Genomic DNA, 23,252 nt, shown 5'->3' with positions numbered 1-23,252 from the left:
CGAAGACTTCGCGTCATCAGCCGGTAGCCATCATCAGGTAACGGAACAGCCCGCCATGTACCTTAAGGAACTCACCTTACGCGGATTCAAATCTTTTGCGTCCGCGACCACGCTGCGCTTCGAGCCCGGTATTACCGCAGTCGTAGGGCCCAATGGCTCGGGAAAGTCGAACATCGTGGATGCGCTGACTTGGGTGATGGGTGAGCAGGGTGCGAAAAATCTGCGTGGCACGTCCATGGAGGATGTGATCTTTGCCGGCACATCCTCCAGACCGCCGCTTGGTCGCGCCCAGGTGAGCTTGACAATCGACAACTCGGATCACACGCTGGATATCGATTACTCCGAGGTGACCATTTCGCGCACCATTTTTCGCAATGGCGGCTCGGAATATGCGATCAACGGTTCAGCTTGTCGTCTGCTCGATATTCAGGAGCTCTTGTCGGACACCGGTCTTGGCCAGCAGATGCACGTCATCGTGGGGCAGGGACGGCTCGATGCGATTTTGAAGGCCGATCCCACCGGACATAGGGCTTTCATCGAAGAGGCGGCCGGCATCCTCAAACATCGCAAACGCAAGGAACGTGCGCTGCGTAAGCTGGCCAACACTGAAGCAAACCTGAATCGGCTGGATGATCTGCTGCACGAGTTGCATCGACAGTTGGGACCATTGGGGCGTCAGGCGCGCATCTCCCGTAGGGCGGATGCGATTCAGGTTTCCGTGCGCGATGCTCAGGCGCGCCTGTACGCCGACGACGCGCAGCGGTCGATGACCCGTCGTGCAACCGTACGCGAAGAACTTGGACAGGTACGCTCCGCACTTGCCGATGCGCAGCAACAACTGGCTCGGCTCAAGGTGCGTATTGAACAGGTCGAAGCGATGGGATCTGAGGCCAGTCCCGCTGTAGCGCGCATTAACCAGCAATGGCATGATCTCGCCCGAATGCAGGAGCGATTGCAATCATTGGCGCAACTCGCCGAAGAGCGCAGCACCTCGATCGCCGGACAGATCACGACGAATCTCGGCGAGGATCCGGATCTGCTTTCCGCCCGTGCAGCCGAACTGGAGGCTCAGGCCGAGCGGCAAAACGGAATTGTGTCAGACATGCGTCTTGCGTTTGACAAGGCCACCGAGGAACGTGCCGGCAACGAAAAACAGCTTGCCGCCATACGCCAGACGTTGACCGAACTGCGTCGAACGGTCCAGCAGCGGGATCAGCAGATCACGCGATTGCGTGAGCTCATCGCCCGAGAGAAATCGGCCGTGGAACTGGCGGAGAACAGATTGCAGGACCATGCCGGACAGCGTGAAACGTTGATGCGCCAGCGTGATGAAGTACACGAACAACTGATGTCGCTGCAAGCCGAAACCTCGACGCACAGCGATGACGATAGCGTCGCGCTCGATGCGGCCCGCGCTCGACTTGCCGAATGCCGGGATACGCTCAATGAGCTCACCAACCGTCAGCGTGACATGCAATCCCGCATCATCTCCCTCAAGGCCAAGGCCGATGCGTTGCAAGAGACGCTTGGCAGTCGCAATGCGTCCGGCGCTTTGGAACATGACGATGCCGTGGATAGCCTGGGGCGACTCACCGATTTCATCCATGTGACTGAAGGATGGGAGGAAGCCGTCGCCCATGCGCTCGATCAGTTCGCCGGCGCGATGGTGGTGCCTGGAATCGACAATATGCTGCATGCGATGGCTCGCGCACGCGAGGATAGGCTTGGCAAAGCCGCGGTGATCGCGATGGACGGCTCTGGTGATATGGCCGACGACATGTCGGGCAATGCGGCAGACAATGCATCCGATGGCGGTTTCCGCACGCTGTCAGACCTGATTATGCCCAATCCCGACGCGCCCGATGCCACGCAGGCCATGGCGGTCGTGCGCGCGGTACGCCGGCTGCTGACCGGTATCGCGGCAGTTGATACAGCGGAGCATGCTCAGCGCGTAGTGAGCTCAGGACAGGCCGTGCGCGCAGTGACGCAACATGGAGAGATATTCGCCTATGGTGTGGCGGCTATGGGCGGTTCTTCCATGGCTCAGTCGGATTTGCTGCTCGCATCCCGACGAGACAAGGCGCTGGCACAGATCAAGGAACTTGATGCCGCGCTCGCCGCATTGGATGCGCAGGTGGTGCCGGCTATGGCCGAATGTGACGACGCCGCACGCCTTGTGGATCATGAGTCGGCTCGGCGTACCGAAACGCGTCTCAAAGCGCAGCAGGTGAAACGTGAACTGGCTGCGGCAGACGCTCATATCACCGCCATCGACAAGCAGCTCAAGCAGCTGGACGCATCCGAAACCGCTGTTGAAGATGATCGGGACGCGCACCGGATGAAACTGGCTGATCTTCATGAGGCGTTACAGGCCGTGCGGCAATCAACCGCGGACCATGCCGACTTCGATACGCTTGCCAAGCGGGAACATGCGCTGGAACAGGCGTTGAGCCAGTCCCGAGATCATGAGATGACGGCAAAGATTGATTGGAATGACGCCAGCCGTAAAGCGGAATCATTGACTCGTCAGGCCGGATTGCTTCGAGACAACGCCAAGGAGGCGGCCGAGAGACGGGCGCGTCTTGAAGCGGTGAACGAACGTCGTCGTGCTGATGTGGCGCGCCTTCAGGCTGTGGCTGGTGATGCGCGCGGGGTGGCCGCCATGATTGCGCGTTCCTTGAACGATGTGGCAACCGAGCGAGACCGTCTGCAAGCAGAAGTATCGGAACATAATGAGGAATTGAAAACCTTGCGCGCCGAGCGGGACGTCCTCGAACCGAAGGTTTCCGATCTGATCGCACGGGAGCATGTTCTGGACGTCAATCGCGAACGTCTGGCTTCCGAAGCCGGCCAGCTCACCCAAAAAGTCGCCGATGAACTCGGCCTGGGACTGGAGGAGCTGATACGTGACTATGGTCCGAATCAGCCGGTTCCGGTACTGGATGAGAACGGTACTCCCATACCGTTGGACGACGATGATCCACAGGGTGGTGAATCGGACGGTGGTGCGATCACAGACGCGGGCATGGCACATCCTATGGAACCTGCAGATTCCGACATCGGACCCGACTCGCGACGCCGATATCAAACCGTGCCCTACGTCCGCGACGAACAGCGCAAGCGTCTGGACAAGGCGCGTCGTGATCTGGCGGCGTTAGGCAAAATCAATCCGCTGGCCACCGAGGAATATGAGGCGTTGGAGGAACGCAACAAATACCTCAACGATCAGCGCAACGATGTCGTCAAATCACGTGACGATCTGATGCAGCTGATCAAAGACTTGGATGCCACGATGGTATCGGTGTTCCAATCGGCATTTGACGATACCGCCCAAGCCTTTGAACAGGTGTTCGCCACGCTGTTCCCCGGCGGCACCGGTCGTTTGCGGTTGGAGAATCCGGACGATCTGCTGACCACAGGCGTGCTGGTGGAGGCTAGCCCTGCAGGCAAACGCGTCAAGCAATTGAGCCTGCTGTCCGGTGGAGAGCGTTCCTTGACCGCGTTGGCTCTGCTGTTTGCGATTTTCACCGCGAGGCCCAGTCCGTTCTATGTGATGGATGAGGTTGAAGCGGCGTTGGACGATGTGAACCTGACACGACTGATCAACGCGCTCAATGAGTTGCGTGAGCATGCCCAGCTCATCATCATCACCCATCAGCAGCGCACGATGTCCATTGCCGACGCGCTATACGGTGTGACGATGCGAGCCGATGGCGTGACCGCAGTCATCAGTCAGAAACTGCGGGAATAATATCGTCGCAAGTCGCAAGACGCGGATGAGCAGCATGACGGACGATACAGCAGAGCAGTAAAAAGGAATCGGCCGGAAACGACCGATTCCTCAAACAGCTTATGGCCTTGCGCAAGACAAGCAGAATGGCACAAGCCAGAACAGGAGATTGGCTACTTGCGCAGCGACTTGCGCACGCTTTGCGCGGTTTGCAGCGCCCAGTAGAAGAGTTTCTTGATCGGCACATCGCGGGCCGGTGCCACCGGGGTGATTTCCTCGGTGAACTTGGTCTTGAACTCGTTCAGACCTTTCAGCGACGGCGCGAAATCGGAGCCGATGCCCATGAGGTCGTAGTCGGCGATGCCCTGAGCTCCCAGAATGCAGCACTCCGAGTAAAGCAGCTTGTCCGTGACGTGAAGACGCATCACCTCACTGCGCATGCCGGCGTAATAGCGCACGGCGCGCGTGCCGTTTACGGTGACAATCGACCACGCCACCACACGGCCCTCGATACGGGCGGCAAACACGCGGCAATGATCGGCGCCCAGCGCGCGAATCATATCGGAATAGTCGCTCATCGGTGCCGGACGGAACCCGTCGCGTTCGCCGGTCTCGACCATCACATCGTAATATTCGGTGAAATCAGCCAACGCCTGCTCGGTCTCATCCGACACTTCGGCCGGGCACTCACGCAACGACTTACGCACATCGCGACGGCCGCGACGCTTCATACGGCTCAGAATTGCATCGTCGCCGCCGGTCACGTCGATGACTACGGTGAAATCGTACGGCACGGTGGAAAGCACCTTCTGCGTGCCGCCGGTATACCACGTGTCGATGCGCAGGAACGCCACCTTGTTGTCGGTTTTCCTGACCATGGCCACGATGGCGTCGATGACCTCGCGCTCTTCGGCCTCGCCGGGCTTGACGGCCCATGCCGGGCCGTGCATCGAACGCAGGTAGTGATAGCCGTGCGTCTCGAAGTCGATGAACGAGATCACAGCGATGAGCTGACCGTCACGCTTGATGAGATAGTCGCCCCACGGTGTGCGTCCCTCGATATCCGCTTGGAACGCCGACCACACCTTGGTCTGCTCGATTGGCAGGGCGATGGCTGCCTTCGCCGCCTCATCCTCCAGGGTCTGTCCGTCAACCTTCTCCAACGTAATCATTGATAGTATGCCTTTTCCTTTTCCTTCGTACTTGCCCGATTACTCGAACCGTCGTTATTGCGCTGTCCGAATGACACTGTCCGAATCCGGCCGTCACAGGCCAAACATGCGTTCGACGATGCGATCGTCACCTTCGAATGGCACATGCTTGTTATGCTCCTTGATCCAACGTTCGTCGCCCTTGCCGATGATCAGCAGGATGTTGAAGCGGTCGGCGTGGGCGCGTGCATCGTAAATGCCGTTCGTAATGGCGGTCGGACGGTCGGAAATCACCGTGGAAGACACGTTCTTGTTCGTAATATAGCCCTGCATCTCCATGCAGATGTCGATGAACGGCTCACTGTCCGTATCCTCGGCCGTGAAGATGAAGCTGCTGATGCGATCCTGCGCGGCCTCGACGATCTCCTTGCGGCGGTCGTACGCCTTGTTGCCGGCCGAACCGGTAATCAACGTGATATGCGGATGCTCGGCTCCCCAACGCTCATATACGAAATCGAGCAGCGCGGTCACGGACGCGAAGTTGTGGGCGTAGTCCACGATCGCCAGCGTATTGGACTGCGGGTCGCGGAACTGTTCCATACGGCCGGCGATCCGTACCGGTTCAACGGCATGCAACGGTTCGGCCTGGTCCAGATTCACGCCTGCCGCGTGAGCGATGGCGATGGCCGCCGCGGCGTTGAGATAGTTGAAATCACCGTCGATGGACAGGTGGAAGTCTCCCAGATCAACGCCGTTCGCGGCAATGCGGAATGTGGAATGCGTGGCGTCGGCAGGACGAGCGGTGACCGTCGCCGCGGTGCCATGGTCACCGGCATCGTGCAAGGCGAATGTGGTGACCGGAATGCCGGCAAGCTCGGCGTCCTGACGAATCAGATCCGCGTGCATGCTGTCGGCACCCAGCACCAGGGACTTCGCGTTGGCCACAATCCGGCGCTTGCAATACAGGTAGTCCTCGAACGTGGGGTGTTCGATGGGGCTGATGTGGTCGGGGGAGATGTTGAGGAAAGCCGCCACGTCGAAGGTGAGTCCGTAAACGCGATCCACCTTGTACGCCTGGGAGGAGACCTCCATGACCAGATACTTCATGCCGTTATCTGCGGCTTCGCGCATCATGCGGAAAGCGTCCATCGATTCGGGTGTGGTCAGATCGGATTCCACATAGGTGTGGCCGTCAAGGCAGTTGTCCACGGACGAGAACAGCGCGGCCTTTCCGTCGGATACGGCGTTGAGCAGCGCCTGCGTGAAGTAGGTGGTGGTGGTCTTGCCCTTGGTGCCGGTGATGCCGATCACCGTCAACTCGTCCTGCGGACGTCCATAGAACGCCGCAGACAGCAGACTCATCGCCTTGCGAGAGTCGTTGACAATCAAGCCGGGGGCGTCGGTCACCGCGGAATAGTCGGTTTCGGCCATGTATGCCTGAAGGCCTTTGCCGTCAATGCCATTCAAGTATTCGGCCTTGAAGCGTCCTTTGCAGCACAGAAGCGTGCCGGGGGTGACCTTGCGCGTGTCGTATGTGATTGCCGTGAATGGTTCATCGGCGGCGGCGATGAGTGCGGCGTCGTCGGTCCATACGTCATGCTGAATAATCTCGCGCAGCAGATGATGCTCCCTGAGCAGCGCGGCGGCAGAAGCCAAAGTCAAAGCCATAAGTCGTTCTCCCTGTTGTTAGCCGATTAGTCATTCTACAAGGAGACTGTATCGTGACATGACTCACGCGGTATCAGCCACGATATAGGCACATGATTTGGCTAGAATGAGCAATCGTGACGACAAGCGAAACGATCGAGCAACCCGGGCGGGAACCCGCGGCACCCGTGGCGGGGGAGTCCATGGCGGCCAAACGTGCGCGATTCGAGCGTCTTGCCATGCCGGCCGTCAATGCTCTGTACCGTCAGGCCATGCGTCTGACCAACAATCCCGACGACGCTCAGGATCTGGTGCAGGACACATTCGAACGCGGGTTCAAAGCATTCGATTCCTTCCAGGACGGTTCGAACTTCGAGGCATGGATGACCACCATCGAACGCAACGCCTACTTCAACCAGTACGCCAAAGCCAAGCGCCGTCCGCAACGAGCCAATGATTCGACAGGCGAGTATGACGACTGGGACATCTACGATGCCGCGGAGCATACGTCGGACGGTCTCAAATCCGCTGAGGAGGAGTATCTGGACGCCTTCGCCCCCGAGGAGATCATGAAGGCGCTCGCCAAGCTGTCCCCCGAACGCCGTCAGGTGTTTATCGACGCGGCCATCGACGGTAAGTCCTACCAACAGGTGGCGGATGAGCAGGGAGTGAAAATCGGCACGGTGATGAGCCGGCTGAACCGTGCGCGTACTCAGCTGAAGCGGGAATTGGCGGCATACGCCCGTGAACGAGGGTATGTGACAGCGGATCAGGGCCGCCAAGCTAGCCGACAGTCGCAATCGCCCGTCGGAGCGAATGCGCCGAGGCGTGCCGGCAGTTCACCGTCCGCGAAGTCTTCAAGCGGCGTTGTTCAAACCACGCGAAACGGCGATAATGAAAATACAGGAAAGGAGATCTGATGAACGAGCGCAATATCGAAACCCGTCATATCTCCATTACCAGTGCGAGCGCCGATGGAACGGTGACCAGAACTGAGGTGCATATCACTTCGCAGCAGCGCCGCATAGACGTTGACGGCGGCTGCGGGAGCGGTGACGGCCGTTATGGTTCGGCTTGTGGCGAAGAGATGCCGTCTTTCACGAATGCTTCGGATGAGGTGAGTGCAGCTGACTGTTTCGACCCCTCCACATGTTGTGATGCGCGTGAACAGGCGTTGATCGCCGCGCTCCGCGCGTACCTGCGACCGGATGAGGCCCCTGAATGCCTGATGGCTCGTCTGAAAGCCACGTTGGACCATTGCTGTGGTGAGTAGCTTGGTCGTCACGGCTGGTTCGATGTGGGTTGATGGCCGTGACTACAAGCAAAAAGCCCGTCTGCATTGCAGATCGACGCAAAATCGATGCAAAGCAGACGGGCTTTTCGTGTTCCTGAAAGGAACTCAAGAATCAGGCGTTAGGACGCTTGCCGTGGTTGGCGGCCTTCTTACGACGATCCTTACGCTTACGTCCGCGCATGCCCATGATGGACTCCTTTACTTCAAGAAAAAATAAGCCTTCGGAATTATGCCACATCGTCGGGACCCGATGCAACACGGGTGTCATCGGGTCCGTATCGCAAGGGGTCTGAGGGGCGGGATCTTGACGATCAGTGCTGCTCGGCTTTGATGAACAGCGTGGTGGTGCTTGACTCGCCCGGCTTGATCACGATGAGATCCTTGCCGGTGTTGAACGCGTTCGCATAGGCGGTCTGCGGTTCAACGGCGGTGCCGGCCGGGTGCATGTAGGCCGGGAAGCCGGTACCGGTGCACACTTGGAAGGAGGTGATGGTCTCATCGCCGCCGACCTTGATCACCAGTCCGTCCGGACGGGTGAACGTGGCGGTCACCGTGCCGTCGGCGTCGTGCTTCAGGTCGGTCCACGCGTCGTCGAACGGCTGCTCGGTCAGCAACGGGTTGGAGTTGAGATCGTACTTGGTGCCGGCCACCGGCTCGGTGCCGGTCGGAATCAGGTTCTCATCCACGGTGACATGGGTTTCGGCGGGCACGGTCAGACGGCACTGGGCGTTCTGTCCGTCGATTTCGTCGCCGTAGCCGTTGAAGCCGTTGTCAAGCCAAGGATGGATCGCCAGGGCCCAAGGTGCATCTACGTCGCCGTTGTTCTCGGCCGTCACTGTGATCTTCAGACCGTCCTCGGTGATCTCATGCGTGGCATAGACCGTGATGTTGAACGGGTATCCCAGCAGGAACGGCGGACGCCAGGACTGGGTGACTGACGTTTCGCTCAGGGACTCCAGCTTCCAGAACGCGCGGTATCCATAGCCGTGGATGGCGGTGTTGCGGTCGTGCTCGTCGATCGGCAGTGTGTACGTCGTGCCCTCGAACTCGTAGGTGCCTGCGGCGATGCGGTTCGGGAAGGGAACCAGCAGCTGGCCATGGCAGCAGGTGACCGGATCGTCCGGGCCGAGCGGCACGATCACGTTCTTGCCCTGATAGGTGACCTTGCGCATGGTGGCACCCAGTTCGGTGATCACGGCCTCGTAATCACCGCAGGAGATGCTGTACTGCTGGCCGGTGCGCGGCATTGTCTTCGTCATAGAATCACTCCCATAGTGAGATGTGGATGGTCGGCAACCGATTGTTACCGCTAACGTAACAGTCTACCGTGCGTTATCGGCATTCGTGCGGGGGCCGGCGCGTGTCTTTGCCTTAGACTTGAGAGCAGTGTTGTGACGGATGCCGTTCGCGAGGAGGAACGATGACCAAAAGTGTGGTGCTGGCCGATCCAAGAGGATTTTGCGCAGGTGTCGATCGGGCGATTCTGACCGTGCAGACGATTCTCAAGGCCGCGCAATCCGCCGGAAAACTGCACCGGGAGGACGGGTTGCCGCCGGTATATGTGCGCCGTCAGATCGTGCATAACAAGCATGTGGTCGAGGATCTGGCCAATCAGGGCGCGGTATTCGTGCAGGAGCTGGGGGAGGTGCCGGATGCTGCGGCGCAAGCCGGCATACCGGTGGTGTTTTCCGCTCATGGCGTATCTCCTGTGGTGAAGGCGGAGGCCGAGCGACGTGGCATGCATGTGGTGGATGCCACCTGCCCGCTGGTGGGCAAGGTGCATCGCGAGGTGCTGCGCTTTGTGAAGGAAGGATACGAGATCGTCTACATCGGCCACAAAGGTCATGATGAGGCGGTCGGCGTGGTGGGGGAGAGCCCCGAGCACGTGCATCTGATCGAGCATGCCGACGACGTAACGTCGCTGGAGTTCGCTCCGGACACCAAATTGGTGCTGCTTTCGCAGACGACATTGAGCGTGGATGAAACGGCTGACACCATCGCCGCGTTGAAGGCACGGTTCCCCTGGATAGAGGAGCCGCCGAGCTCCGACATCTGCTATGCAACTTCAAACCGTCAGGCGGCGGTCAAGCTGGTCGCCGAGCAATCCGACTGCGTGGTGATCGTCGGATCGGCCAATTCCTCGAATTCCGTGCGTCTGATGGAAGTCGCGCAGGAAGGCCTGGGGCAACGCGGCAAGGCGTATCGCGTCGATGATGCCGGAGAATTGGCCCCAGCATGGTTCGATGGCGTGGAATCCGTCGGCATTTCGTCTGGTGCCTCGGTGCCGGACGAACTGGTGTCCGGCGTGATTGAGGCCTTGCGCGATTTGGGATTCACCGGTGTGAAATCCGTGGAAACCATCAAGGAGAACATGCATTTCGTGTTGCCGCCCCAGGTGCGAGCGTTGGCGAAGTGAAGCGACGATGAAATGGTTCGGCAAGGTGGCGGTACAGTGCCGCAGTATGGCCGTCGTAATGCCGGCTCGATGGCTTCGACCTAGTATGGCGTAGACATCGAATGGCGTGCGAAATGGAATAATGCCAGGCGTTTGTGAGATTTGTGAGAGATCGGCGAGGAGAAGAGAGGCCAGGAGATGAGGTTCTGTACCAATTGCGGTGCCCAGCTTGGAGAGAATGACCGATTCTGCATCCAGTGTGGTCAGGAGCAGGAACCGGCGCAGCTCGGAACGACTGCGCCGGTTGCCGGTGCCGGCACGCCGGTGCCGAATGGTGCTGCCGTGCCCGGTGGCGGTCCGGGTATGGCAGCGATGCCGGAACCGGCATCTGATTCCGATGCCACGATGATCGATCCTTCCGCCGCCCTGCCGACTGCGCCGGACGTACCGATGCCCGCACAGTATGCGACGGCTCCCACGCATCCCGCACAACCCATCCAGCCGATGGCCGCGGCTTCTGTACCACCCTCCGCCGTTCCCGGAACATACCCGTCGTCCTCGGGCAAAGCCGAAGGCAAGGGGAAGAAGGGCCGTATCGCTGCCATCATTGTGGCGGTCGTAGCGGTTCTGGCTATCGTTGGCGCTCTGGTGTGGTTCTTCGTAATTCGCCCGCATATGGAAGGTTCCGCTTCATCGCAGAACAGTTCGTCGCAAACCGCGGATGCTTCGGGCAGTGGCGGTAAATCCGATGACAAGAATGCCACGAAATCAGAGAAGGGTGAAAGGGATTCCAAGCAGGCGAAAGCTTGTGACAAGGCACCGGATTTCACTATTTCTTCCCATGCCGTACACGGCACTGATCTGGTGGTTAAGCTGGAGGCTACGGCGTCCTGCGGGGCAGACAGCACCTTGAAGCTGGACGGCAGCACCGTCCGTTTGACGTTGACCGATAACGATAAGGCCACGCTCGCTGACGCCGTATACGACTTTTCCGATGATCCGGTGACTGCCGACGCCGGTGAGTCCGCCAACGTTTCGGTCGCGTTTGTGCAAGGCCAGTACTGGCTTATACCGGATCAGGTCAGCTGGGATGATCTGAGCGTTACTTGCGATCTCAAGGGCACGGCACAAGGCAAGGCGGCAACGCCGAGCAAGTCGGATGATTTTACCGGTGCCGATGCTTTGGACAAGGACGGCAGGGAACAGGTCGCCAAAGCCGCCATTGATCGTCAGATCGAGCATGACAAGGATGCGGTCAGCGATATTGCCAGCACGTATACTACGCAGCTTTCCAGCAAGCAGCTCAACATGCAGGTGGATGGCAAAACCTGGACCTATCAGGATATCTGGCAGCAGTTCGTCGATCTCAAGAACCAGTGGCCGAGCGCATTGTTCGTCTGGTCCGGGGACTGGGGCAACTACCAGCGCAGCGGAACCACCGATTACTATGTGATTCTTTCCGGCGAAAGCTTCTCCGATCGCGATGAGGGCTGGGATTGGTGCAGCGACAATGGTTTCGGCCAGAACGACTGCATGCCGGTCACTGTGGGTTGACCCTAGTCAGTCATCCCGAAGCCAGCCGGTCATGATCGTGCAGCTTCCAAAAGCGCTTTTCAGCATGAACAAGGCGGTTGTCGGACGATACCATGTCGTCCGGCAACCGCCTTGTTCATTCGCCGGCGGAGCGTCAGCATGTGCGTCTCCCAGGGGTGTCACCATGTGCCGATCGGGGCGGCTATAGCGTTTAATACTGTGAGCAGATCCTGAGGATGAACGCCTACGGACAGTCCGCGTTTGCCTCCGGAGACCAGAATCTGATCAAACTGCAGGGCGCTTTCATCCAATACCGTCTTATGGTGGGTTTTCTGCCCGAGCGGGGAGATGCCGCCGACGACATAGCCGGATTCACGCATGGCGACCTTCGGATCCGCCATGGCGGCCTTCTTGGCACCGACTGCCGCGGCCAGCGCCTTCAGATCCATATGCCCGCTGACCGGCACCACACCGACCACACGTTCGGAACCGGTGTCCGCCATCAGGGTCTTGAACACCTGATGCTCGTCGAATCCGAGTTTTGTGGCCGCCTCTACGCCATATCCGTCGTCCATATGGTCGTTCGAATGCTCGTATTCGTATACGTGGAATTCCACGCCGGCCTTCTCCAGCTGGACGGTTGCCGGCGTGGAGCCGGCACCTTTGTCATATTTGTTTTTCTTAGCCATGGTTTCTGTTCTACACCACTGACGGTGACGGATAAAAGCGACTGAAGCTCATCGCGGTCCTTTGTATGTTCGCGCTACTTACGAAGCCGCCGCGAACATACAAAGGTTTGAGGTGGATAAATCCTTTGTATGTTCGCGCAAGTCCCGTAAAGAACGCGAACATACAAAGGATCAAATACGCTTGATCGCCCGGTCGAGGTCTTGCCCGGTATGAAAAATCCCGCCTCACTCAACAGTGGGGCGGGATCCATGAGCTCAGCTCTCACATGAACCTATGCGGGCAGACCCGCACGGATTCACTCGGAGATCTCAGCGAAGTACAGCAGGGTACGGATCATGTTGGAGGTGAAGCCGTACTCGTTGTCGTAGAAGGACACGGTGCGAGCCAGGGTCACGCCGTCAACGGTGTTGACGTCGGTCTGGGTCGGGTCGAAGACGCCACCGTGGGTGTCGCCGAGGATATCGGAGGAGACGATGCCCTCATCGTTGTAGCCGTAGTAATCGGTGTTGGAGAAGGCTTCCTTGAAGGCGGCGTTGATCTCGTCGGCGGTGGTCTCGGTGTTCAGCACGGTGGTCAGCTCGGTGACGGAGCCGTCCGGGACCTGAACGCGCTGAGCGTGACCCTGCAGCTTGCCGTTCACGGACGGAACGACCTTGCCGATGGCCTTGGCAGCGCCGGTGGAGTGGGCGATGGTGTTGATGGCGGCAGCGCGCAGGTTGCGGCCGGTCTTGGTGCCACGCGGGCCATCGAGCAGCATCTGGGTGCCGGTGTAAGCGTGGATGGTGGTCATGAAGCCAGCCTTGATGCCGAACTTCTCGTCCAGCAGCTTGACCATGGCGGCCATGGAGTTGGTGGTGCAGGAGCCGGCAGAGACGATCACGTCGGAAGGCTTGAGGATGTCGTGGTTCACACCGAACACGACGGTCGGGGTGACGTCATCCTTGGCCGGAGCGGAGATCAGGACCTTCTTGGCGCCAGCGTTGATGTGGGCCTGGGACTTCTCGGCGGAAGTGTAGAAGCCGGTGCACTCAAGCACATACTCAACACCGTCGTTCTTGACCCACGGAATGTTGTTGGCGTCCTTCTCGGCGTAGACCTTGTATTCCTTGCCGTCCACCACGATGGAGTCCTCGGTGGCCTTCACATCGACCGGGGTGCCGTCGTCGTGACGGAAGGTGCCGTGGGTGGAATCGTACTTCAGCAGGTAAGCCAGGGTGGCCGGGGTGGTCAGATCGTTGATGGCGGCAACTTCGATGTCACCAGCCTGGCCGCCGCGAGCCTGCAGCTCGAAGATGCGACGGAAGGCGAGACGACCAATGCGACCGAAGCCGTTGATACCAATCTTAACTGTCATGTAATTCTCCCTTGTAGGGTGGCCGTGACATGCAGACGCACGTCGGACCATTGTTTACCAACGCTTGTTACTTTAATGCCTCGCCTGTACACAAATCAACGTTGCAGCATGTGTTTTGGGCAAAATCGTCCGTTTTTTTGTGAGCGTTCACATCCCGTTTGGCATGCGGACGTCCATCGGCTCTCGAAAGGGCGCAGCGCTGGTCTGCGACTACAGTCAGCGCACCAGCAGTTTGGACACTGCGGTATCCAGTTCGCCGATGCCTCCGTCAAAGTCGTGGAGCCGATCCACCTTGGGCAGAGCAACTTCGATGGGGAAGGTGACGATCAGCGTGCCATGGTTCACGCTGATCGTCGCATCCACGTTATCGCGGAACTCGTTGCTGACTCCCTGTACCATCGTGTTGGTCAATGTGCCGTCCCTCAGTTCGTACTTGAGCCCAGGTTCGTTCACGCCAAGCGAAACGTCGGAGTGGGAGAACACCGACACCATACGTCCGTCTTCGGGTACGGGATGCGCGCGGAAGAAGAGACTGCCGTCGGTGATGGCCGTAACGATCAGCCCGTCCCCGTACAGGTATCCGCTCGCCCCGTGGCGCGAAAGCAACGCCATGAGTTGCATGCATGAAATGGAATGGTCAATGCGTCCGCCGAGACCGCCGTAGACGCGGAACTCTCGGCAGCCCGCCGCCCAACCGACCTTGAGCGCGGACAACATATCCGGGTCGTCCTTCAGCGGCGGCAGCGCAATGGTATATGTGCCATCCTGCGGAAGATGTCCCGCCAACGAATCGAAGTCACCCACGATCACGTCGGGCGCGATACCCAACTGACGCGTATGGTCGAGTCCTCCGTCGGCCGCCACCACATACGCGCCGTCCGGCACCATGGGATCGCCGGCGTAGTATTCGCCGGCACCGAAAATTACGCAAATCTTGCTCATGCGTCCAACTGTAGCCCGCCGTGCCGCTCGCCGCCGCATATCGCTGCTAGGCTGGGCGAAGCGAAACAGCATTGGAAACCGGACAGACAGGCGAAGGGGAGAGGCATGGCGCACATTACCGAGGCGAGCGAGAGGCCCATCCTGAAATCAAAGGTGTTCCTGTACGTCACTGAATTCTTCTCGGGGCTTTCGGTTATGGCCGCCGAACTCGGCGCTTCCCGTCTGCTGGCGCCGTATTTCTCCAGCTCGCAGATCGTGTGGACCATCATCATCGGCACCATCATGATCGCCCTTGCTCTGGGTGCCGTGTTCGGCGGACGTTGGGCGGACCGTGATCCCAATCCTGACAAGCTGTACATGCGCATCATGGTGGCCGCCGTATGGATTTCGCTGATTCCGCTGGTCGGCAAATATCTGATTCTGCTGATTTCCGGCATGCTCATCGTCACCGTCTCGACGAACTTCCTGATCATCGCCGCGTTCGTCAGCTGCGCGATCATCTTCGTGCCGCCGCTGTTTCTGTTGGGTACCGTGACCGCCGGCCTTAACAAGTTCGCCACCACGTCCCTGGAAGACAACGCCTCAGTGGTGGGACGCCTGTCCGCATGCAACACGATCGGTTCCATTTTGGGTACTTTCCTGCCCACGTTCGTCACGATTCCCGCAGTCGGCACGTTCGTCAGCTTCCTCATCTTCTCCGGGTCGCTGCTAGTCATCCCGCTGATCTACTTCATCTCCATCCGCGCCCGGCGCGTGACCTGCGCGGTCTGCGCGCTGATCTTCGCCGTCACCAGCTGCCTGTCGCCGCTCACTGGCTTCGCGTTCTGGGAGAACTCCTCGACCCTGGCCTACGAAGGGGAGTCCATATACAACTATCTGCAGGTCAAGAACCTGTCCGACCGGACCATATTGTCCACCAACGTGCTTTTCGGCGTCCAGTCCGTCACGATGAAGGATCGGGGGCTGACCGGCATGTACTACGACACCGCCCTCGCCGCTCCCGCGCTCGCCGACCATGCCGACTCCGCGCTGATTCTCGGCATGGGCACCGGCACCTACGCCCGTCAGCTCAAGCAGTACTACCCGGATATGAAGGTCACCGGCGTGGAGATCGACCAGAAAATCACCGATCTGGCCGGCCGGTATTTCGACGAGCCATCCTCGATTCCGGTCTCCACCTATGACGGCCGCGCCTGGCTGGCGGCATCCGACCAGACATATGACGTCATCATGGTCGATGCGTATCAAGACATCACCATACCGTTTCAGATGAGTTCCACCGAATTTTTCACCATGGTGAAGAGCCATCTCAATCCCGGTGGCGTGATGGTGGTGAACATGAACATGATTTCGGATGGTGCGGGCTCGATTAACGAGGCGCTCACCGATACCATCGCCAGTGTGTTCGGAGAGCGCAACATGCTGACCGCCGACGTGCCGGGCACCACGAATCGCGAACTGTTCGCCAAAACCATCGGCGAAGACAGGTCCACCAAAGGAGCAAGCGACATCAAACGAGACGCCAAGGCCATTCCGCTGCGTTCGGTGACCTATATGCGCACCGGTTCCGAAGACCTCAAATGGTACATGAACAAGGTCGCCGAGCGATTCGAGGAAGTTGAGGCACCGGGCTCGGCTTCGACCATCCTCACCGACGACAAGGCCCCGGTCGAGGTGCTCGGCATGCGCGCCATCGACCAGCTCATCGCCAAGGAGGCCGGCCCATATCGGGAGATTCTGAAAACCGAGGGCATCGGCGGGCTGTTGCGGACCGTGCAGTGATTGCGAGGACGCTGTTGCCGGGTGCTGCGGTTGTTTCGTGCGGCTATCGTGGTCGGCGCTGTCGTTGCGATGCTTGCCGTTGCCGCCGTCAACTGAGCGTTGGTGTCGTGCACTGTGCGTTGACATCGCATACTGTGCGTGTCGATGTCCGAGGCTGTGGTAGACTTTCCATTTGGCTTGAGAAATCAAGAAAGCGGGGCAACCCCACCTGGAAGCCTTTCAAGGCCTCGGGTCCAAGGCAAAAGCCTTTCCGATTGCGAAAACAGTGTACGATCGGTGTGATGCGCTTGTGACGCGTCCGATGTGATGACATGCGTTTGATAAACGCAGGTTTCGGCTTGCCATGGATCTGAAGCTTTGTATGACTTTCTGATGGAGCCTCGCGAGGAACAGCAGAGGATTGGAGTCATCATCAGCGACGAACCACGTATTAACGACGAGATTCGCGTCCCGCAGGTACGTCTGATCGGCCCTAAGGGTGAGCAGGTCGGCGTCATCGCGACCACCGTCGCGCTGAACCTGGCCAAGGAGGCTAACCTCGATCTCGTCGAGGTGGCCCCCAACGCGAAGCCTCCGGTCGCCAAACTCATCGACTACGGCAAGTTCAAGTACAACGAGAAGATCAAGGCTCGTGAAGCTCGCCGCAACCAGAGCACCGCGGAAATCAAGGAAATCCGTTTCCGCCTGAAGATCGACGACCACGATTTCGATGTGAAGAAGGGTCATGTGACCCGCTTCCTGAACGGCGGCGACAAGGTCAAGGTCACCATCATGCTGCGTGGCCGTGAAATCTCCCGCCCCATTGGCGGTGTGGAACTGCTGCAGCGTCTGGCTGACGATGTGGCGGAGTTCGGCACCATCGAGTCCAAGCCGAAGCAGGAGGGTCGCAACATCATCATGACCCTCGCTCCGAAGGGCAAGAAGGTGCATACGCAGTCCGAGCAGCGCCGTCGTGGTGCGGAGTCCCGCGCCGAGCGTCAGGCTCGTCAGGCCGCTCGCCTGGCTGCCAAGCAGGAGGCGCAGGCCCAGGCCGTGGCTGAGGCGAAGGCCTCGGTTTCCCCCGTGACTTCCGAAACGAAGAAGCAAACCAGCAAGGAGGGCAGCAATGCCGAAGATGAAAACTAATTCCGCCGCTTCCAAGCGCGTCAAGATCACCGGCACCGGCAAGGTGAAGCACGTCGGTTCCGCCATGCGTCACAACCTTGAGCACAAGTCCGCTCGCAAGCGCCGCATGCTGTCTGCCGACGACGTGCTGCGCGGTGGCAACGCCCTGAAGCTCAAGCAGCTGCTGGGCAAATGAGCCAGAACTCTCACAAGAACGAATAAGACTTTAGAAAGCTGAGGAATAGATTATGGCACGTGTCAAGCGCGCAGTGAACGCCCACAAGAAGCGTCGCGTTGTTCTGGAGAGGGCTTCCGGCTACCGTGGCCAGCGCTCCCGCCTGTACCGCAAGGCCAAGGAACAGCTGCTGCACTCCTTTAACTACAACTTCCGCGACCGCAAGGCTCGCAAGGGTGACTTCCGCAAGCTGTGGATCCAGCGCATCAACGCTGCCGTCCGCGCTGAGGGCATCACCTACAACCGCTTCATCCAGGGCCTGCGTCTGGCCGGTATCGAGCTGGATCGTCGCGCTCTCGCCGAGATCGCCGTTTCCGATGCCGAGACCTTCAAGACCATCGTCGAGGCTGCCAAGGCCGCTCTGCCTGAGGATGTCAACGCTCCTGCTGAGGCGTGAAACGGACAATCCAGTGGATTGCTTATAGGCTGATATCTTGATAAGACCCCGCACTACGCGGGGTCTTATCATATCCGTTGCCCTTCAGAGGATTCTGCCCACGGTTCTCGATGCCTTTGCGCAACGCACACCGGCAGATGGCACGCGTATTCTTCCGAAAGAACATGTGGTTGTATGACCGTATGACCGTATGACCGTATGACCTACCATAGGACCTCATGACCAGCAGTTTCGACAGACTTACCGAACAGTTCCTCGTCCACATCGGAGTGGAACGGGGACTGGCCGACGCCACGGTAGGTGCCTACAAGTCGGATATCACCAAATACGTGGGCTGGTTGCAATCCCGTGGCATCAGCAACCCGGAAGACATCGGCAGACAGGATGTGGAAGATTACGTCGCCGCGCTGGATATCGCAGGGGAATCCGCCCGTTCCAAAGCACGGCGTCTCGCTTCATTGCATGAATTCCATCGTTTCGCCCTAGCCCAACACATGGTCTCGGATGATGTCTCCGCTTCGATCAAGGCACCCAAAGGAATATCCACACTGCCGGACGTATTGAGCGTCGATGAAGTGGCGCGTCTGCTCGATGCGGTTCTGCCTGACGAAACCGCAGCCGGCGTGAGCGCCGATCCCGTTCAGCTGCGCAACAAGGCGTTGCTTGAATTCATGTATGCCACCGGCTGCCGTGTTTCGGAAGCCGCCGGCGCGAACCTCGACGACATCGACTTGACGGAACATGTCGCCCGGCTCATGGGCAAGGGATCCAAACAACGGCTCGTGCCCATCGGCGGATACGCATGCGAGGCGCTGACCAGGTACCTCAATGCCGCGCGAGGAGAGCTGGAACGCCGTACCACGGCAAAAGTCCCCGAACGGCGCGCTGTTTTCCTCAATAAACGCGGCCGCCGCATCTCCCGCCAATCCATTTGGGAAGTGGTCAAGGAAGCGGGGGAGAAGGCCGGCATCACCCGTCCGCTGCACCCGCACACACTGCGCCACTCCTTTGCCACCCACCTCATTCAGGGCGGGGCAGACGTGCGCACGGTGCAGGAGCTGCTTGGCCATGCCAGCGTGACCACCACGCAGATATATACGCATGTGAGCCCGGAACATCTCATCGAGGCGTACCTCATGGCCCATCCGCGTGCCCGTTAAGAGGTTTGTAAGCGGTAGCGGGCTCACAGGAATCGCATATGCAATAAGTCCCTGGATCACTGGCCGAGCCCCACGAGTAGTCTGGATGAGTGGTGAGCGGTGTGTTCGGCGAGGAGACGAGGCTGGCATGGGTGATTGGCGCGACGATCGAGGAGAGGATTTCCGTCAGGGGACTTTGCCTATGGCGGGAACGTATGTCGTTGCTCCACCTCATGGCGAGGATGTTGATAAGGTAGACGGTATGCCTACCGATCAGCTTGGACGTGAATACGAAACCTTCCCTGCCCCTGCACCCCTGCAGCAGCATGGCCCGGCGCGGGTCATCGCCATGTGCAATCAGAAGGGCGGCGTAGGCAAGACCACCAGTTCCATCAACATCGCCGGCGCGTTGGCCCAATATGGCCGCCGCGTACTCATCGTGGATTTCGATCCGCAGGGTGCCGCCACCGTGGGGTTGGGCATCAACGCGAACGCCGTGGAGAATACCATCTATACGGCCCTGTTCGACATTTCCGTGGACCCGCACGATGTGATACAACACACGGCGTTCGAGAACATCGATGTGATTCCGGCGAACATCGACCTGTCCGCCGCCGAAGTCCAACTGGTTACCGAAGTGGGGCGAGAGCAGATTCTCGCCGGTGTGCTGCGTAAACTCAAGAACGAATACGATCTCATCATCGTTGACTGCCAGCCCTCGCTCGGTCTGCTCACCGTCAACGCGTTGACCGCCGCGGACGGTGTGATCATCCCCGTCGCCGCAGAGTTCTTCGCTTTGCGAGGCGTGGCCCTGCTGATGCAATCCATCGAAAAGGTACAGTCCCGTATCAATCCGTCGCTGGAGGTATACGGCGTGCTGGTGACCATGTACACCAAGACGTTGCACTGCGAAGAGGTCTGCCAACGCATCTACGAGGCATTCCAAGACAAGGTCTTCCACACGGTGATCTCCCGTTCCATCAAACTGCCGGATTCCACGGTGGCCGCGGCTCCCGTGGTGGTGTTCGCCCCCGAGCATAAAACCGCCAAGGAATACCGTGAGGTCGCGCGAGAGCTTGTGGCCCGTGGCATTGTGGCCTGAACCTGCTGCCTGCGATGGCAGATGGCGGGTCGAGTATGTGGCTGAACCGACAAGAGCGGAAAAGAAGCGTCGATGAACGGTTCTGCCATGTCTGACGCGTTTGCCTCCCAGTATGATGATGCTGCTGGCTCGCCGACCATCGGTTTCCGCGTGGATTTGCCGGTCTATTCCGGTCCGTTCGATGCGCTGCTCGGCTTGATCGCCAACAATCGGCTGGAGCTGACCGAAGTGTCGCTGTCCTCAATCACCGAGGAATTCCTGACCTATGTGCGCGCATTGGACTTCACGCGCAACATGGACGAGGCCAGCGCTTTTCTGGATGTGGCCTCGATCCTGGTAGAGGCCAAAAGCGCCGCACTGCTGCCTTCCGGACAGGAAGGCCAACGTGACGAGCAAAGCCTCGCAGCCTTGCGAGAACGGGATCTGCTGTTCGCGCGATTGCTGCAATACCGTGCCTACAAACAAGCCGCCGGCGATTTCAGTGCGCGTATGGCCGCCAATGCCGGCCGGTTCCCGCATCCCGCCATAGTGGATGACACCGTGGCCGCGCTGCTGCCCGAACTCGTCTGGACGGTGAGTGCGGACGAGCTGGCGCGTCTTGCCGCGCGCGTGATCGCCAACGCACCTGTGCAGCAGGTGTCCGTCCACCAGCTTCATGTGCCGTTGGTTGATCTGCGTGCGCAGTCCTTGCTGGTACGCGAACGGCTCAAAGCCGCGCTGGAGCAGGAGAACGCGGACCACGGTGGACCGGATGGCGGCGATGATAATGCCGGCTCGTTGAGTTTCCGCGAACTTACCGCCGATTGCACGACGCGTATCGAAGTGGTGGCTCGATTCATGGCCATACTGTTGTTCTTCAAACAAGGGTCGTTGCGATACCGGCAAGATGGGCCGTTCGAGGATCTTCGGTTACGCTGGGTGCCCGGCGTGCATGACGACGATGACGGGTACGGCGCAGTCAGTGAGGAGGATTTCGCCTGATGCATCAGCAGACTTTCGCCACGAATTCTGTCGCCGGTGAATATCCCGGTGGGCTGCCCGCCTGTTTGGAGGCGATATTGATGGCCGCCGATGAGCCGCAGACCTCAGCCGATCTGGCTCGCATACTCGGTTGCGGAGCGCGTACCGTGGAGTTGGCACTGGAATCCCTCCGCGAGGAATACGAAGGCAACCCGGAACAAGGCGTTCGCCCGCGCGGTTTTGAACTACGTCTGACCGCCAGCGGTTGGCAGTTCGCCAGCCGTGCCGCCTATGAGCCTTTGGTCGGAGCGTTCGTCACCGATGGTCAGACCGCTCGTCTCAGTCAGGCGGCTCTTGAAGCATTGGCCATTATCGCGTATCGACAGCCTGTGACCCGTGCGCAGGTCGCCGCCATCCGTGGCGTTAACTCGGATGGCGTAATCCGCTCGCTGACCGTACGCGGTCTGGTCAAGGAAGATGGCGTCGATCCCGACTCCCATGCCGCGCTGTTGACGACGTCCGCCCTGTTTCTGGACAAGATGGGACTGACGTCGCTTGATGACCTGCCCTCGCTGGCACCATTCCTACCGCCCGTGGACGATGTCACCGGGGATGAGCCGGTGATGCAGCCGGGCCGTGCGGACGATTGACGTGCGATTGCTCGCCACGTCCTGTCTCATATTCGACTAGTTATAGTCATAGTGACTATAACTAGTGCTATGCTGTCCTACCAGGGGGAAGGCTCGCCGGAAGGAGGCATGGCATGGGATTCGGCAACGTATCCGAACGCCGCAACGCGCCGCCGCAAATTGGCGTATCCGTGGTGATTCTCGCACTCGGTCCTCGCTCGCATGACGTTCGCGATACTTCCGCATCGCATTGCCAGCTGTGGCTGCCGCTTGTCAGACGGGTTCGTCAGCCGTTTCTCGGTTGCTGGGCGCTGCCGGGAGGGGATTTGAGGGCGGACCGTTCTTTGGAGCAATCCGCGTACATGGCGCTGGAATCCACCACGTCCCTGCATCCTCGCTATCTGGAGCAGTTGTACACGTTCGGAGACCCGGCACGTTCGCATGGCGGGCTGCCGATGGTTTCCATCGTGTACTGGGCGCTGGTCGAGCAACGTGAGGCGGTGGATGCCGAGGACGACGACAACGTGCGTTGGTTCCCGGAAGACGATTTGCCACCGTTGGCCTTCGACCATCGTGACATCATCGACTACGCGTTGGCTCGTCTTCGTTCCAAAATCGAGTATTCGGATGTGGCTACCCGTCTGCTCGGACCCACTTTCACGTTGCGTCAGTTGCATGGCGTCTATGAGGCCATCGCCGGTCAAAGCCTTGATCTGGCGAATTTCCGCCGCAAGATGCTTGCCTCCGGTGACCTTGAAGATACCGGTCGGAAAGTGCGTGAAGGGCGACAGCGTCCTGCCGCGGTCTATCGGTATGTGCCTTCGGACACTCTGGGCATCGCTTCGCCATGGCAGGGGAATGCTTCAACGTACTCCCGCCAAGACATGATCGAGTCCGCCGATTCGCAGATCGATCATGAAGCGGAGCATGCCACGACTCATGCCGACGACGCCTTGTCTCCGTTGATTCCCGCTGCGCACGGGTGACTCGCCTGTGCGCAGCGTGGACGCACAAGCGGAATGATCGCAATCCGAGGCAAACGCGAATCCAGTGAGAGACAACGCATGTGCCTCGCACGGTCTCAATCGCGGCATCAAATCGGCAGCAATGACTCTTAGCCAAATCAACATAACCAAAACACAAGGAAAACAAGAGAAGAAGGTTCACT

At 59.4% G+C, this 23,252-nt stretch carries 21 protein-coding genes; 14 read left to right on the top strand and 7 right to left on the bottom strand.

Annotated elements, in window-relative coordinates; all coding sequences use genetic code 11:
* Window positions 1-55: 55 nt before the first annotated feature.
* Window positions 56-3,751 (top strand): chromosome segregation protein SMC, encoded by a 3,696-nt coding sequence (gene smc / locus G1C97_RS03360; RefSeq protein WP_169240524.1) that lies wholly within the window; start codon window positions 56-58, stop codon window positions 3,749-3,751.
* A 152-nt stretch (window positions 3,752-3,903) separates the two neighbouring features.
* Here the strand turns inward: smc and G1C97_RS03355 are convergent, their stop codons facing one another.
* Together G1C97_RS03355 and G1C97_RS03350 are read right to left on the bottom strand one after the other, a co-directional pair.
* Window positions 3,904-4,902 (bottom strand): lipid II:glycine glycyltransferase FemX, encoded by a 999-nt coding sequence (locus tag G1C97_RS03355; protein ID WP_169240523.1) that lies wholly within the window; start codon window positions 4,900-4,902, stop codon window positions 3,904-3,906.
* Window positions 4,903-4,995: 93 nt separating this feature from the next.
* On the bottom strand, window positions 4,996-6,549 hold the full coding sequence (locus G1C97_RS03350) for a UDP-N-acetylmuramoyl-L-alanyl-D-glutamate--2,6-diaminopimelate ligase (RefSeq protein WP_169240522.1): 1,554 nt from the start codon (window positions 6,547-6,549) through the stop codon (window positions 4,996-4,998).
* Window positions 6,550-6,731: 182 nt separating this feature from the next.
* On the opposite strand from G1C97_RS03350, the gene G1C97_RS03345 reads away from it, so the two are divergent.
* Window positions 6,732-7,448, top strand: coding sequence for a sigma-70 family RNA polymerase sigma factor (locus tag G1C97_RS03345; RefSeq protein WP_169240600.1), 717 nt, complete (start codon window positions 6,732-6,734; stop codon window positions 7,446-7,448).
* Window positions 7,448-7,801 (top strand): hypothetical protein, encoded by a 354-nt coding sequence (locus G1C97_RS03340; RefSeq protein ID WP_169240521.1) that lies wholly within the window; start codon window positions 7,448-7,450, stop codon window positions 7,799-7,801. The genes G1C97_RS03345 and G1C97_RS03340 overlap by 1 nt, the downstream gene beginning before the upstream one ends.
* Window positions 7,802-7,934: 133 nt before the next feature.
* On the opposite strand, the gene G1C97_RS12470 is transcribed toward G1C97_RS03340, so the two are convergent.
* Together G1C97_RS12470 and G1C97_RS03330 are read right to left on the bottom strand one after the other, a co-directional pair.
* Window positions 7,935-8,009: a 50S ribosomal protein bL37 gene (locus G1C97_RS12470; RefSeq protein ID WP_003817083.1), complete on the bottom strand. Its 75-nt coding sequence runs from the start codon at window positions 8,007-8,009 to the stop codon at window positions 7,935-7,937.
* Window positions 8,010-8,133: 124 nt separating this feature from the next.
* Complete coding sequence (locus G1C97_RS03330) at window positions 8,134-9,081, bottom strand: aldose 1-epimerase family protein (RefSeq protein WP_100495385.1); 948 nt, start codon at window positions 9,079-9,081, stop codon at window positions 8,134-8,136.
* A gap of 161 nt (window positions 9,082-9,242) precedes the next feature.
* On the opposite strand from G1C97_RS03330, the gene G1C97_RS03325 reads away from it, so the two are divergent.
* Complete coding sequence (locus G1C97_RS03325; RefSeq protein ID WP_169240520.1) at window positions 9,243-10,238, top strand: 4-hydroxy-3-methylbut-2-enyl diphosphate reductase; 996 nt, start codon at window positions 9,243-9,245, stop codon at window positions 10,236-10,238.
* A 177-nt stretch (window positions 10,239-10,415) separates the two neighbouring features.
* A complete protein-coding gene (locus G1C97_RS03320; protein ID WP_169240519.1) occupies window positions 10,416-11,771 on the top strand; it encodes a zinc ribbon domain-containing protein in 1,356 nt (451 codons plus the stop codon).
* 158 nt (window positions 11,772-11,929) lie between these two features.
* On the opposite strand, the gene ybaK is transcribed toward G1C97_RS03320, so the two are convergent.
* From ybaK to G1C97_RS03305, 3 genes are all read right to left on the bottom strand, one after another.
* Window positions 11,930-12,439 (bottom strand): Cys-tRNA(Pro) deacylase, encoded by a 510-nt coding sequence (gene ybaK, locus G1C97_RS03315; RefSeq protein ID WP_169240518.1) that lies wholly within the window; start codon window positions 12,437-12,439, stop codon window positions 11,930-11,932.
* Window positions 12,440-12,735: 296 nt separating this feature from the next.
* Complete coding sequence (gene gap / locus G1C97_RS03310) at window positions 12,736-13,794, bottom strand: type I glyceraldehyde-3-phosphate dehydrogenase (RefSeq protein ID WP_100495389.1); 1,059 nt, start codon at window positions 13,792-13,794, stop codon at window positions 12,736-12,738.
* A 216-nt stretch (window positions 13,795-14,010) separates the two neighbouring features.
* Window positions 14,011-14,736 carry a thiamine diphosphokinase gene (locus G1C97_RS03305; RefSeq protein ID WP_169240517.1) on the bottom strand — a complete coding sequence of 242 codons (726 nt, stop codon included), beginning with the start codon at window positions 14,734-14,736 and terminating at the stop codon, window positions 14,011-14,013.
* A 105-nt stretch (window positions 14,737-14,841) separates the two neighbouring features.
* Between G1C97_RS03305 and G1C97_RS03300 the strand changes: the two genes are divergently transcribed.
* From G1C97_RS03300 to G1C97_RS03260, 9 genes are all read left to right on the top strand, one after another.
* A complete protein-coding gene (locus tag G1C97_RS03300) occupies window positions 14,842-16,518 on the top strand; it encodes a spermidine synthase (protein WP_169240516.1) in 1,677 nt (558 codons plus the stop codon).
* A gap of 372 nt (window positions 16,519-16,890) precedes the next feature.
* Window positions 16,891-17,643, top strand: coding sequence for a translation initiation factor IF-3 (infC, locus tag G1C97_RS03295; protein WP_100495391.1), 753 nt, complete (start codon window positions 16,891-16,893; stop codon window positions 17,641-17,643).
* A complete protein-coding gene (gene rpmI, locus G1C97_RS03290) occupies window positions 17,624-17,818 on the top strand; it encodes a 50S ribosomal protein L35 (RefSeq protein WP_100495392.1) in 195 nt (64 codons plus the stop codon). The genes infC and rpmI overlap by 20 nt, the downstream gene beginning before the upstream one ends.
* 52 nt (window positions 17,819-17,870) lie before the next feature.
* Window positions 17,871-18,254 carry a 50S ribosomal protein L20 gene (gene rplT, locus G1C97_RS03285; RefSeq protein WP_100495393.1) on the top strand — a complete coding sequence of 128 codons (384 nt, stop codon included), beginning with the start codon at window positions 17,871-17,873 and terminating at the stop codon, window positions 18,252-18,254.
* A gap of 218 nt (window positions 18,255-18,472) precedes the next feature.
* Window positions 18,473-19,414 (top strand): site-specific tyrosine recombinase XerD, encoded by a 942-nt coding sequence (xerD, locus tag G1C97_RS03280; protein ID WP_169240515.1) that lies wholly within the window; start codon window positions 18,473-18,475, stop codon window positions 19,412-19,414.
* A 241-nt stretch (window positions 19,415-19,655) separates the two neighbouring features.
* Window positions 19,656-20,495: a ParA family protein gene (locus G1C97_RS03275; protein WP_165775804.1), complete on the top strand. Its 840-nt coding sequence runs from the start codon at window positions 19,656-19,658 to the stop codon at window positions 20,493-20,495.
* Between the two features lie 87 nt (window positions 20,496-20,582).
* Window positions 20,583-21,476, top strand: coding sequence for a segregation and condensation protein A (locus tag G1C97_RS03270; protein ID WP_169240599.1), 894 nt, complete (start codon window positions 20,583-20,585; stop codon window positions 21,474-21,476).
* Window positions 21,476-22,105 carry an SMC-Scp complex subunit ScpB gene (scpB, locus tag G1C97_RS03265; protein WP_169240514.1) on the top strand — a complete coding sequence of 210 codons (630 nt, stop codon included), beginning with the start codon at window positions 21,476-21,478 and terminating at the stop codon, window positions 22,103-22,105. The genes G1C97_RS03270 and scpB overlap by 1 nt, the downstream gene beginning before the upstream one ends.
* Window positions 22,106-22,218: 113 nt before the next feature.
* Window positions 22,219-23,070: an NUDIX hydrolase gene (locus G1C97_RS03260; RefSeq protein ID WP_169240513.1), complete on the top strand. Its 852-nt coding sequence runs from the start codon at window positions 22,219-22,221 to the stop codon at window positions 23,068-23,070.
* Window positions 23,071-23,252: the final 182 nt, after the last annotated feature.

This window comes from Bifidobacterium olomucense (genome assembly GCF_012932375.1).
GTDB lineage: Bacteria > Actinomycetota > Actinomycetes > Actinomycetales > Bifidobacteriaceae > Bifidobacterium > Bifidobacterium olomucense.
This window is presented reverse-complemented; position numbering and strand designations above follow the sequence as displayed.